The following is a 13,083-nucleotide window of genomic DNA, read 5'->3' on the forward strand; positions in this document are numbered from 1 at the left end:
AGCACGGTCATCCTGCGGCTGTCACAATCTTCGCCATCAATGAGCCCAAAAACTCAATTGGCTCACGGGCTCTACGGACCGAGGTCGTAGTAGCACTATCTAATGACGACAACAGAGTCTTGCTCACGATGCATTCTCCTACAGTGCCCGTGATTGCGCCCTCTCCCCCAAGGCGAAGCGAAGCTTCGCCAGGGTGGGAGAGGGCATGTAGGACAGCGCAGCGAATGCGGTCGGGTGAGGGGTATGCCTCTACGAGCGACACTCGCTGAGAGATACCCCTCACCCAACCGCATGCTCGGATGGGCCGCTCATGCCCTCTCCCACAAGGGGAGAGGGCGCTGTATCCGGCAGCGCTGCGCTCGCAATGACGCGGAGATAGCGGCGCTTAATCCGATACACCTATCAAACAGCATGACGACGAGCGTCCGCGGTCTCGCGGCCTAACTGGCCCGAGCTATGCGACGTCATCGCCCTCGACAAACAAGAGAGGGCGCAGGGAAGGCCGGGCGCCGGTCGCACCCGTGGTTGCGTGCAAAATGCACGCGGTAGTCACCACAGGTACGGGCCGAACATCCGGCCTCCCCTGCGCGATGGGCTTACGGCTTATACGTGCTCTCCCCAGGGACCGGCTGTCTTGCCCCTGTCGGCCGCAGGGCTCATCAGCGCCCGCGACCTTGACGCCAGCATCGGGGCGCCAGGACCACACGACTTCGTCGTCCGCATGATGCCGTTCGTCCGTGCGCATCCGCACACGCAGCATCATCGCGGCCATCGCATCCCGCACCCAACGTCCGTGACGACGCGTACGCCCCTCTCGTGGGACGGGACGGAGCGATGAATGGCGCTGATTTGCCCGACGGCGCAAGTCATTTCTTTTTTACGGAATGACTTGACTGAAAATCAGAACGCGCGCCCGACGGGCAAATCATCGCAGAGCGCCGCCCCTGGCACGACCCCGCTTCGCCATCAGATGAAGCCGACGACACCGTCGCGATGGTCATCGGTGTTGCGGCTGAGGCCCGGTCGCAGGCCTTCGGGTGGAGCGCCGCCGCGCCGGAGCGCGACACCGCCGGCGACGCCGACGCCGATCACGTAGACCCATCCCTCGTTGACGTCGAAGCCCTGAGAGCTCACCAGCGAGCAGAGGAAGGTCTGCAGCACGACCATCAATCCGATCCCGTCCGTCCAGCAGGCGGTGCTGAACAGGCCGATATGGCTGCTCCACATCGCATAGAGAACGATGAGGCCAGCCAGCCCCCATTGCCATGCGACGCTCAGACTCTGGCTCTGCGGATCGCGCACGGCCCCGAGCGGCGCTGCCGGCGCCGCAGCAGCGCTCCCGGACGGACGCATGACTCCGGTGCCGTGACCGAACAACGGAGCTTCACCGAGCGATGCGAGGGAGCGCCGTAATTCCGCCAGCCGCTCCGCCGGGCCGAAGCCCGGCGATGCCGACGGGTGATGGTAGGCCACGATGGCGCCGATTGGCCTGCTCAACAGTGGCGCGGCGGCCCAGGCGACGCCTCCGGTGGCGGCGACCGCCGCCAGCAGGACCACCGCGATCCGTCGCCTGAAGCGACGCAGGATCAACGCAAGCAATAGCACGGACAGACTCATGCATGCGGTAGGGCCGGGACGCACGATCAGCTCGTGCACGAAGAACATCAGACTGAGCGCGGCGAGGCCTGCAGCGCTCCGGACCTGCCCGCGCTGAAGCCACGCGAGAGCCGCGGTCATCAGCGCAGATGCACAGAGCAGACATTGCGAGCGCCACCCAAGCTCGTGATCGGTCCAGACGCCCGAGCCCGTCGACACGTTCGCTGCGAACCAGGGGAGCATCATCGCTGCCATCGACGACGCGACAAAGCTTGCAAACACCCAGCTCGCGCGCTCCGAGCGCTTGAAATGATGAAACAGGAACGGAATGAGAAGCAGCTTCGACACCGGATTGATGGCCTGCAATCCGGCTTCCCAGGGTGCGTCGGACCAGAGCACGCCGAGATCGGCCAGCGCAAACAGCGCGAGCGGCAGCACACAGGCCGGAAGCGCCAGGCCCCTGATCAGCTCATCCCAATCGACCGACGGGATGACCAGGATCAGCCAGCCGACCATAAGGACGGCCGTCGCCGTCGTCGACCACGGCAGGGCTGCCGCCGTCAGCACCACGAGCAGGTCGGTCGTGAGGAGATAAGCGGGCGTCTCGGTCCAGGGGCGCGTCGCCCACCCGGTGTCGCCAGGATTCGGCCCGTCCGAAGCGCTGCCCTCGACGTTCATGAGATACGCCTCCTGGAGCATTGCGAACTCCTCGTTCAGCAGGCCGGCGATGGCGCCGCAACGCTTCCTGGCATCGCGGAACCACACGGTCCGTGGGTTGAACGCCCCTCCAATACGTGGGAAATTTTCACACGTCAAGGAATGTGTGGGATTGTGTCCCACTGCGCGACCGGCTAAAATTTGGCCATGGATCCGAAATCCCGGACGCCGTCGCCGTTGACCGCGACGCAGCTGCAGGCGCCGCTGGCGCGCCTGCTGCGTCCGCTCGTGCGCCTGTGCATCCGCAGCGGGATGACGTTTCCGGCGCTGGCCCAGTTGCTGCGCGAGCTGTTCGTGAACGTCGCCGAGCATGACTTCGCGCTGGACGGCAAGCCGCAGACCGACAGCCGCGTCAGCCTGCTCACCGGCATTCACCGCAAGGAGGTGGCGCGGCTGCGCGGCGCGGGTGCCCCCGTCAACGTGGTGCCCGCGACCTTGTCGCGCACCAGCGCCATCATCGCGCACTGGCTGGCCGCCCCGGAGTTCACCGACGCCAAGGGCGACCCGCTGCCGCTGCCGCGCACCGCCGAGGACGATGCGCCGTCCTTCGAAGCGCTTGTCTCGACGATCACCAAGGACGTACGCCCGCGCGCGGTGCTCGATGAATGGCTCGACCGCCAGCTGGTCGCGATCGATGCCGACGACAACATCGTGCTCACGGACACCGGCTTCGTGCCGCGCGGCGACGATGACCGCAAATGGTACTATCTCGGCCGCAACCTGCATGATCACATCGCGGCCGCAGCGGACAACGTCTCCGAGGCGACACCGCGCTTCATGGAGCGCGCGGTGCATTATGACGGGTTGTCGCCAAAGCTGGCGCGGCGGCTCGAGGCGCGCTCGCGCGAGCTGGCCATGGAGGCGCTGAAGACCGCCAATCGCGAGGCCAACCGTGCGCTCGCCAAGGACAAGGGCGGCGATGCCCGCTGGAATTTCGGCGTCTACATCTATCTGGAAGAGCCGAAGGACAGCGAGGACGGCACAACATGAGCCGGCCGCCGCTGCTCTCACGCCGGGCCCTGCTCAGCGCGCTCTGGCTCGCCGGAACCTCCGCGCTGGCGTGGGGGCAGACCCGTGGGGGCAGCGACCAGGGCCTCGGCGGCACCGGGCTCAACAGCGGCCAGGATCAGGGCATGGGCGGCACCGGCATCGTCGGCGTGATCCAGCGCTTCGGCAGCATCTTCGTCAATGGCGAGCGCGTCAGCTACGCGCCGAACGTGCCGGTGGCGATCGATGGCGAAGCCACTTCCGTGAAGGCGCTGAAGATCGGCCAGCTCGCCCGCGTGCTGGCGCGGCGGGACGCGAAAGGGACGCTCGGCACCGGCCGGATCGACGTCGTCAGCGAGGTCACTGGACCTATCGAAGCAGTCAGGCCGGGCGAGCTCACCGTGCTCGGCCAGACCGTGGTCTCGCCGGGACAAGAGAGCTGGCGCAAGGTTGGCACTCCGGTTGCGGTGTTCGGTCTCCGCCGCAGCGATGGTGCCATCGTCGCCAGCCTGGTGGATCCACGCACCACGACCACGAGCCGGATCACGGGCGTCGTAGTCCGTGACCGCAACGGCGCCCTCGCGATCGGCGGCCTGCGTCTCGTGGGTGCCGATCAGACGCTGGTCGGCCAGCGTGTCCAGGCCGAAGGCCGCGTGGCGCAGGGCGCGATGCAGGTCGCGCGTGTCAGGCCCGATGATCTCAAGGACTTCGCGCGCGCCAGCCGCTTGCTGGTCGAGGGCTACGTCCAGCGGGTCGGCAGCGAACTGCGGTTCGGCTCGGGCTATGTCGCGCGCGACAATTCGCGCTTCCAGCCTGCGGGCGAAGTGCGCGTCGTGATCGACGCGGTGCCCGACGGCGCCGGCGGACTGCGCGCCGAGTCGGTGCAGTCGGTCGACCGCTTCCCGGGCGAATCGGTGCGCGGCCCACAGGCGCCGCGTGGCCAGGGTCCGATGCAGGGCCCTGGAGGACCGAGCGGTCCGGGTCGCGGCGGCAGCCCTGGTGGTGCCAGCCCGCCGGGCGGGCCAGGCGCGCCGAACAATCCGGCCGCCCCAGGCCATCAGGGTGCGCCCGGCTTCGGCCGCGACAGCGGCATGTCCCCTCCGGGCAGCATGGGTTCACCCGGCGGCTTCAACTCCGGCGGCGCATCGAGCCCCCCAGGCTTCGGCGGCGCGCCCGGCGGTGCTCCATCTGGCGGAGGCGGCTTCGGCGGCGGCAATGGTGGTGGTGCTGGTGGCGGCGGTGGTGGTGGTGGCGGCCGGCGCTGAGCGCGACGCGGACGCTGCAACCTCTCCCCGCTCTTTGCCTATCGAATGCACACATTCGATTCGAGCTTCCCAGTCGGTTTGACGAAAAATGTGAGTCATCAGAGACGCTTGCTTTGATGGTGACAATGTCGGACGGCCCAAAGCAAGTGTTCGGCTAACCCGTTGAGGAAGAGTCGGTTTTCGAGATGTGTGAATCCGATAGCCGCTCTTTGCGGGGAGAGGTCGGATTGCGTAGCAATCCGGGTGAGGGGCATGCCACATACGCAGACCCGATCGCAGGTCCATCGGACGAGCACGAAAATGGTGAGGCGCACTCGAAGTCATTGTCGAATTGGACTGACAAATGATTCTTGGCAGATCAGCAGCACCACCCGCGTGGCTGCCCCTCACCCCGTGAAGAACGGGGAGAGGGAGCGCACCGCGCTTGCGGCAAGGACTGCACCATATTGGAGATTGACGCTTCAGTTAGTTCATTGAGCGACTCTCGGCCCGCACACGCGCTGCAACCTCTCCCCGCCCTTTGCGGGGAGAGGTCGGATTGCGCAGCAATCCGGGTGAGGGGCATGGCGCATACGTGGCTCGGATCGCAGGTCCATCGGACGAGCACGAAAATGTTGAGGCGTAGTGGGACTCATTGTCGAATCGGAGTGACAATTCATTCGCGGCAGATGAGCAGCACCGCCCGTGCGGCTGCCCCTCACCCCGACCCTCTCCCCGTAAGAACGGGGCGAGGGAGTGCACCGCGCTTGCGGTGACTACTCGGCTCAACTCCGGAGTTGGTGAACTACGAGCGCCTCACGTCGCCGCAGTCCCATTCCCCGCTGTCTCGTTCCGGAACGCCGCAGCAAACAGTGCCCGCGTGTAGTCCGTCTTGGGCGACTTGAACAACTCCGCGGCCGGGCCCTCCTCGACCACCTTGCCGTGGCGCATGACGATGAGGTGGCTGGCCAATGCAGCGACGACGCGCAGGTCGTGGGAGATGAACATGTAGGTCAGCTCGCGCTTGCGCTGCAGCTCGCGCAGCAGCTCGACCATCTGCGACTGGAACAGCATGTCGAGCGCCGAGGTCGGCTCGTCCAGCACGACGAAGGAGGGCTCGAGCACGACGGCACGGGCGACCGAGATGCGCTGGCGCTGGCCGCCGGAGAATTCGTGCGGATAGCGGAAGCGCGTCGCCGGGTCGAGGCCGACATCGTTGAGCGCCTTGACGACCTTGGCCTCGCGCGCGTCGTCGGACAGATCGGGCTGATGCACGGTCAGGCCCTCGGCGATGATGTCGCCGACGGACATGCGCGGGCTGAGCGCGCCAAACGGATCCTGGAAGACGATCTGCATGTCGCGGCGGAACGGGCGGACGTCCTTGAAGGTCAGGCCCTGGATCTCCTTGCCGAGAAACACGATCGGGCCGTCGGAGGAAATCAGCCGCAGCATCGCCAGGCCCAAGGTGGTCTTGCCGGAGCCGGACTCGCCGACCACGCCGAGCGTCTCGCCCTTGCGTACGGCGACGCTGACGCCATCGACCGCCTTGATGTGACCGACGGTCGAGCGGAACAGGCCGCGCTTGATCGGAAACCAGACCTTGAGGTCTTTGGCCTGCATCACCACGGGTGCGTCGGGCCGCGGCGGCGCCGGGTCCGGCTTCGGCTCGGCCGCGAGCAGCGCCTTGGTGTAGGGATGAACAGGCGCGGTGAACACCTGCTCGACCGGGCCCTGCTCGACGATCTTGCCGCCATTCATGACGCAGACGCGATCGGCGATGCGGCGGACGATGCCGAGATCATGGGTGATGAACAATAGGCTCATGCCGAGCCGCGCGCGGATATCGGCGAGCAGCGCGAGGATCTGCGCCTGCACGGTGACGTCGAGCGCGGTGGTCGGCTCGTCTGCGATGAGGAGATCCGGCTCGTTGGCGAGCGCCATCGCGATCATCACGCGCTGGCGCTGGCCGCCGGAGAGCTGGTGCGGATAGCTGCCGAGCCGCGTCTCCGGCTCGGGGATGCCGACCTGGGTCAAGAGCTCGAGCACGCGCGTCCGTGCAGCGCTACTGGAGATCGGACGATGCAGATGCAGGATCTCGCTGATCTGCCGCTCGATCGTGTGCAGCGGATTGAGCGAGGTCATCGGCTCCTGGAAGATGATCGAAATCTCGCTGCCGCGGATGCCGCGCATCTCGCCTTCCGACAGCGGCAGCAGATCGCGCCCTTTGAAGCGGATGCTGCCTGAGGGATGCGAGGCGACGGGATAGGGCAAGAGCTTCAGCACGGAGAGCGCGCTGACCGACTTGCCGGAGCCGGACTCGCCGACCAGCGCGACGCATTCGCCGCGCTTGATGTCGAACGAGACGTGGTCGACGGCGGTCGTCGCGCGGCCTCCCTGGTGGAACGCCACCGAGAGATCGCTGACCGACAGGAGCGGCTGGGTCATCGCATCCATGGCGTTTACCTGAACGTCTTGCGCGGATCGAAGGCGTCGCGCACGGCCTCGCCGATGAAGATCAGGAGCGACAGCATGATCGCAACCGAGAAGAAGCCGGTGAGGCCGAGCCACGGCGCCTGCACGTTGGCCTTGGCCTGCGACAGCATCTCGCCGAGCGAGGGCGAGCCGGGCGGCAGGCCGAAGCCGAGGAAATCGAGCGCGGTCAGCGTCATCACCGAGCTGGAGACGATGAAGGGCAGGAAGGTCATGGTCGCGACCATCGCGTTCGGCAACAGATGCCGCCACATGATGACGACGTTGGAGACGCCGAGCGCACGGGCCGCCTGGATGTACTCGAAATTGCGGCCGCGCAGGAATTCGGCGCGCACGAGGCCGACGAGCGAGACCCAGGAGAACAGCAGCATGATGCCGAGCAGAGTGAAGAAGCCGGGCACCAGCACCGCTGACAGAATCAGCAGCAGATAAAGATAGGGAATCGCGTTCCAGATCTCGATGAAGCGCTGGAACAGCAGATCGACCCAGCCGCCGAAATAGCCCTGCACGCCGCCGGCAGCGATGCCGATGATCGAGGAGAAGAACGTCAAGGACAGGCCGAAGAGCACGGAGATGCGGAAGCCGTAGATCAGCCGCGCGACCACGTCGCGGCCCTGGTCATCGGTGCCGAGCCAGTTGTATTCGAGGTCGCGGCAGCTCTTCAGCCCCTTCTTCTCGACCACCGGCTTGCACTGCTCTTCCGTCAGCATCCAGGTCGGCTTCGACGGCGCAGGCGTCGGCAGATCGAGATTGTGGGTGGCGTAGGAGTAGCGGATCAGCGGCCAGATCACGGTGCCGCCCTTGTCGGCGATCAGCTTCTGCAAATAGGGATCGCGATAGTCGGCCGCGGTCTCGAAGTCGCCGCCGAACGCGGTCTCCGGATAGGAGACGAAGGCAGGAAAGTAGAGATGGCCGTCGAACTTGATCAGGAACGGCCGGTCGTTGGCGATCAACTCCGCGAACAGCGAGACGAAGAACAGGAACAGGAAAATCCACAGCGACCAGTAGCCGCGACGGTTGGCCTTGAAGTTCTGCCAGCGGCGCTGGTTGAGCGGCGACGGTCGGAAGCGGTGCCGCGTCGGCGGCACGGCCTCGCCGAGCGGCGCCGGCGCGGTGGTCTCGACGGGGACGGTCTTGAGCATCGTCAGACCTCCCGCGCCTCGAAATCGATCCGCGGATCGATCCACATATAGGTGAGGTCGGAGATCAGGTTCACCACGAGGCCCAGCAGCGAGAAGATGTAGAGGTTGCCGAACACGACCGGATAGTCGCGGTTGAGGATGCTCTCGAACGACAGCAGGCCCAGGCCGTCGAGCGAGAAGATCGTCTCGATCAGCAGCGAGCCGGAGAAGAAGGCGTGGATGAAGGTCCCCGGAAAGCCCGCGATCACGATCAGCATCGCGTTGCGGAAGATGTGGCCATACAGCACCTGGTTCTCGCTGCAGCCCTTGGCGCGGGCGGTCATGACGTATTGCTTGCGGATCTCGTCGAGGAACGAGTTCTTGGTGAGCAAGGTCATCGTGGCGAAGGCGCCGAGCGCCATCGACAGCAGCGGCAGGGTGAGATGCCAGAAATAGTCGATGATCTTCCAGTACCACGGGAAGTCCGACCAGCCGTCCGACGTCAGGCCGCGCAACGGGAAGATGTTGAAGAACGAGCCGCCGGCGAACAGGATGATCAGGAGGATCGCGAACAGGAAGCCGGGAATCGCATAGCCGACGATGATCACGGCCGAGGTCCAGACGTCGAAGCGCGAGCCGTCTGCGACAGCCTTGCGGATGCCGAGCGGAATCGAGATCAGATAGGTCAGCAGGGTCATCCAAAGACCGAGCGAGATCGAGACCGGCAGCTTCTCCTTGATCAGCTGCAGCACGGTCGTGTCGCGAAAATAGCTCTTGCCGAAATCGAAGCGCGCGAAGTTCCAGACCATCAACGCGAAGCGCTCGGGCGCCGGCTTGTCGAAGCCAAACTGCTTCTCGAGCTGCTTGATGAAGGCGGGATCGAGGCCCTGCGCGCCGCGATATTTGGAGTTGATCTCACCACCGGAACCGACCTGCCCGGGCGGCCGCGCGCCGAAATCCGAGCCGCTGCCGCCGGAGATGCGCGAGGTGCCGCCGGTGTCGGCGCCGGTCAATTGCGCGATGACGCGCTCGACCGGACCGCCCGGCGCGAACTGCACCACGACGAAGGAGATGAACATGATCCCGAGCAAGGTCGGGAGCATCAGAAACATGCGACGAGCGATATAGGCAGCCATGAACTACTTTGCCTGGTCGAGCTTTGCGGCCTTGGCGGCATCGTACCACCAGATGTCGGGAGCGCCCACGCCGGATCCATATTTCGGCGGCTTCGGCGGGTGGCCGAACAGATCCCAATAGGCGATCGGGTGATTCTGCCGGTACCATTGCGGTATCCAGTAGTGGCCGGCGCGGAACACGCGATCGAGCGCGCGGCAGGCGAAGGTCAGCTCGGTACGCGTCTCCGCGGCGATCGCCTTGGCGACCAGCGCGTCGATCGCGGGATTGCTGATGCCGGCGAGATTGTAGGAGCCCTTGGTCTTGGCTGTATCCGAGGTGAAGTAGGCCCTCAAGCCGTCGCCGGGAGTCGGCGACATCGACATGCGTTGAATGGCGATGTCGAAATCGAAATCCTCGACGCGGGCGCGGTATTGGACGGCGTCGACGATCCGCAGATCGGCGTCGATGCCGAGCGTCTGCAAATTCTTGATCAAGGTGCCGTGGTGCGGCTTGAACGAGACCTCGTCGATCAGGAACTCGATGGTGAAGACCTCGCCATTCGGCAGCAACCGCTTGCCGTCCTTGACCGGCAGCCCGGCCTGCTGCAGCAGCTGTGTGGCCTTGCGCAGCAGCGCGCGATCCTGGCCCGAGCCATCGGAGGCCGGCGGCACGAACGGCTCGCCGAACACGTCGTCGGGCACCTGGCCGCGGAACGGCTCGAGCAGCTTCAACTCCTCCGGCGACGGCGGCCCGACTGCGACCATGTCGGAGTTCTGGAACGGCGACACCGTGCGCGCATAGGCGCCGTACATGATGGTCTTGTTGGTCCACTCGAAGTCGAACGCGTAGGTCAACGCCTGGCGGACGCGGGCGTCCTTGAACTTGTCGCGGCGGGTGTTGATGAACCAGCCCTGCCCGCCCGACGGCGTCTCGTCCGGCAAGAGCTCGCGCTTGACGCGGCCGTCCTTGATCGCCGGGAAATCGTAGCGCGTAGCCCAGATGCGCGAGGTGAACTCCTCGCGGAACAGATAGCTCTTGGCGGTAAAGCCCTCGAAGGCGACGTCGCGGTCGCGGTAGAACTCGTAGCGCACAATGTCGAAATTGTAGAAGCCGCGGCTGACCGGCAGGTCGGCGGCCCACCAGTCCTTGACCCGCTCGAACTCGACATAGCGGTTGACCTCATATTTGCCGACCTTGTACGGCCCCGAACCCAGCGGCACATCGAGCGTCGATTCGTCGAACGGATGATTGGCGTAGTAGGCCTTGGAGAAGATCGGCAGGCTGACGACATAGAGCGGCACGTCGCGCGCGCGCTTCTCGACGAAGCTCAACACCACGGTCGCATCGTCGAGGGCCTCGGCCTTCACGAAGTCGCGCAGCTGCACGACAATCAGCGGGTGGCCCTTCTCCTTCAGGGTGTTGAGCGACCAGGCAACGTCCTGTGCCGTGATCCGGCTGCCGTCATGGAAGCGCGCCTCGGGCCGCAAGGTGAAACGATAGGACAGCTTGTCCGGCGAGATCGCGACCGATTTCGCGACCAGCCCATACATCGCATCCGGCTCGTCGCCCGAGGCCACCATCAGCGAGGCGAACGTCATGCCCATGCCCTGCGCACCCTCGCCCTTGAGGATGTAGGCATTGAAGGAGTTGAACGTCTGATAGGACTGGTTGTAGGCCCGCACCGACGGGATCAGCGAAAACATCCCGCCCTTCGGCGCGTCTGGCTTGACGTAGTCGAAGTGGGGGAAGTCCGCGGGATATTTCAGGTCGCCGAACGCCGACATGCCGTGGGATTCGGGCCAGCCTTCGGACGCAAAGGCAGGCCTGAGCAGCGGCGTACTCAGCGCGCCCAGCCCGAGCCCGAGAACGCCGCGGCGCGACAGATCGCGGTGGGCGCTCAAGAGCGTCCACCCGTCTTGGCCGCCTTCGCAGCGTCCCACCACCAGATGTCGGGAAACGCCGCCATCCCGTACTTTGGCAGCTGGGCTGGCCGACTGAAGCGGTCCCACCGCGCCGTCCGCTGCTTGGGGTAGTTCCACTGCGGCACGACGTAGTGATTCCAAAGCAGCACCCGGTCGAGTGCCCGCGTTGCAGCGACCAGTTCGTCGCGGTTCTTGGCGAAGATCACCCGATCGATCAATTTGTCGACCGCCGGGTTCTGGATCCCCGCCCAATTCTGAGAGCCGACCATGGAGGCAGCCTTCGATCCCCAGAACTCGCGTTGTTCGTTGCCTGGCGAAAGCGACTCTGGCCAGGAATGGATGACCATGTCGAAATCCCAGTTGCGGATACGGTTCTCGAACTGAACCGAATCCACCTTGCGGACGGTTAGAGTAAAGCCGACCCGCTCGAGTGATGGCTTGTAGAACAACGCGACCCGCTCGAACGCCGGATCATCGGCGTCAGCAAGGAGTTCGATGGCGGCCGGCGCGCCGCTGCTCGCATTGACGAGCTTGCGATCACGAATTTCGTAGCCTGCTTCCTTCATCAGCTTCTGCGCTTCGAGCAGGTTGCGGCGCACCGCTTCGGTGCTGCCGCCGACGGGATTGGTGTACTCTGCCGTGAACACTTCGGCTGGAACGTCCGCGCGGACACTCTCGAGGATCTCGAGCTCCATGCCCTGCGGCAGCCCGGACGACGCCAGTTCGGTGCCATCGAAATAGCTCGAAATGCGCTTGTACTGATTGAAGAAGAGCTGCTTGTTCATCTCCTCGAAGTCGAATGCAAGATTCAGCGCCCGCCGGACGCGGACGTCCTTGAATAGATCGCGTCGGCCGTTCGGCACGAATGCCTGCATCACGCCCGAGCTGCGATTGTCAAACTCCTCGACCACGACGCGCTGGTCCTTGCGCGCAGGGAAATCGTACGCCGTCGCCCAGTTCTTGGCAGAATTCTCGGTGCGCCAATCGGACTGGTCGCCCTTGAAGGCTTCGAGCGCAACCAGGCTGTCGCGCACATAGTCGAAGCGCAGCTCATCGAAATTGTAGCGGCCGACATTGACGTTGAGGTTACGAGCCCAGCAATCGTTCACCCGCTGCAGAACGATCGTACGGCCGGGGACGAACTCCTTGATCCGGTAAGGCCCTGAACCGAGCGGCGCCTCCAGGGTCGTCGCGGCGATGTCGCGCTTCTGACCGCTGCTGTCCGTGCCTTCCCACCAATGCTTCGGCAGCACCATCAACTGGCCGACGATCTGAGGTAGCTCCCGATTGCCCGGCCCATCGAAAGTGAACTTGATGTCGCGCTCGCCGACCACCTCTGCGCGCACGACATGCTGATAATAGGCGCTGTAACGTGGATGGTTCTTCTTGAACGCATCGAGTGAGAAGATCACATCGGCCGGCGTGACCGGAACGCCATCGTGCCATTTGGCCTCGGGCCTCAGGCGATAGATCACCCAGGAATAATCGGCAGGATGCTTCACGCTTTCGGCCAGCAGGCCATATTCCGTCGAGGCCTCGTCGAGAGAACCTGTCGTCAGAGTCTCATAGACATAGGAGATCCCGACACCCAACGCGCCCTTGACGCCGGCAACCACGGGATTGAAGTTATCGAACGTACCGGCCGGGCTGAAACGAACCTGCCCTCCCCTGGGCGCATCGGGATTGACGTAGTCAAACCGCTTGAAGTCCACCGGATATTTGACATCCCCAAACAGCGACAGCGCATGCCGCCAGGCCGGATCTTCGCCCGCCTGCGCCTGCGCGGCGTCGAGGGGCGCGAGGCTGGCGGCGGCGCCGAGCGCCGGGGTCATCGCAGCGAAGGCGCTGCTCTGCAGGAGCTGTCGTCGGGTAATCGTCAAATGAGACTTC

The 13,083-nt window shown here is 65.0% G+C and carries 8 protein-coding genes; 2 read left to right on the forward strand and 6 right to left on the reverse strand.

What is annotated here, in order from left to right; all coding sequences use genetic code 11:
* Positions 1-966 precede the first annotated feature (966 nt).
* Positions 967-2,295 carry an O-antigen ligase domain-containing protein gene (locus ACQR07_RS20450; protein ID WP_434903976.1) on the reverse strand — a complete coding sequence of 443 codons (1,329 nt, stop codon included), beginning with the start codon at positions 2,293-2,295 and terminating at the stop codon, positions 967-969.
* 165 nt (positions 2,296-2,460) lie between these two features.
* Between ACQR07_RS20450 and ACQR07_RS20455 the strand changes: the two genes are divergently transcribed.
* A complete protein-coding gene (locus ACQR07_RS20455) occupies positions 2,461-3,303 on the forward strand; it encodes a DUF6502 family protein (RefSeq protein ID WP_434903977.1) in 843 nt (280 codons plus the stop codon).
* The gene (locus tag ACQR07_RS20460) at positions 3,300-4,565 is read left to right on the forward strand and encodes a DUF5666 domain-containing protein (protein ID WP_434903978.1); all 1,266 of its coding nucleotides are present in this window, start codon (positions 3,300-3,302) and stop codon (positions 4,563-4,565) included. The genes ACQR07_RS20455 and ACQR07_RS20460 overlap by 4 nt, the downstream gene beginning before the upstream one ends.
* 795 nt (positions 4,566-5,360) lie before the next feature.
* Here the strand turns inward: ACQR07_RS20460 and ACQR07_RS20465 are convergent.
* From ACQR07_RS20465 to ACQR07_RS20485, 5 genes are read right to left on the reverse strand one after another with little or no spacing between them, the layout of a single operon-like run.
* Complete coding sequence (locus ACQR07_RS20465) at positions 5,361-6,998, reverse strand: ABC transporter ATP-binding protein (RefSeq protein WP_434903979.1); 1,638 nt, start codon at positions 6,996-6,998, stop codon at positions 5,361-5,363.
* A 5-nt stretch (positions 6,999-7,003) separates the two neighbouring features.
* Positions 7,004-8,176 (reverse strand): ABC transporter permease, encoded by a 1,173-nt coding sequence (locus tag ACQR07_RS20470; protein ID WP_434903980.1) that lies wholly within the window; start codon positions 8,174-8,176, stop codon positions 7,004-7,006.
* A gap of 2 nt (positions 8,177-8,178) precedes the next feature.
* Positions 8,179-9,291, reverse strand: a complete 1,113-nt coding sequence (locus ACQR07_RS20475) for a microcin C ABC transporter permease YejB (protein WP_434865591.1) — start codon at positions 9,289-9,291, stop codon at positions 8,179-8,181.
* A 3-nt stretch (positions 9,292-9,294) separates the two neighbouring features.
* Positions 9,295-11,172, reverse strand: coding sequence for an extracellular solute-binding protein (locus ACQR07_RS20480; RefSeq protein ID WP_434903981.1), 1,878 nt, complete (start codon positions 11,170-11,172; stop codon positions 9,295-9,297).
* Positions 11,169-13,073, reverse strand: coding sequence for an extracellular solute-binding protein (locus ACQR07_RS20485; RefSeq protein WP_434904187.1), 1,905 nt, complete (start codon positions 13,071-13,073; stop codon positions 11,169-11,171). The genes ACQR07_RS20480 and ACQR07_RS20485 overlap by 4 nt, the downstream gene beginning before the upstream one ends.
* Positions 13,074-13,083 lie beyond the last annotated feature (10 nt).

This window comes from Bradyrhizobium sp. HKCCYLS20291 (assembly GCF_051167715.1).
Lineage (GTDB): Bacteria > Pseudomonadota > Alphaproteobacteria > Rhizobiales > Xanthobacteraceae > Bradyrhizobium.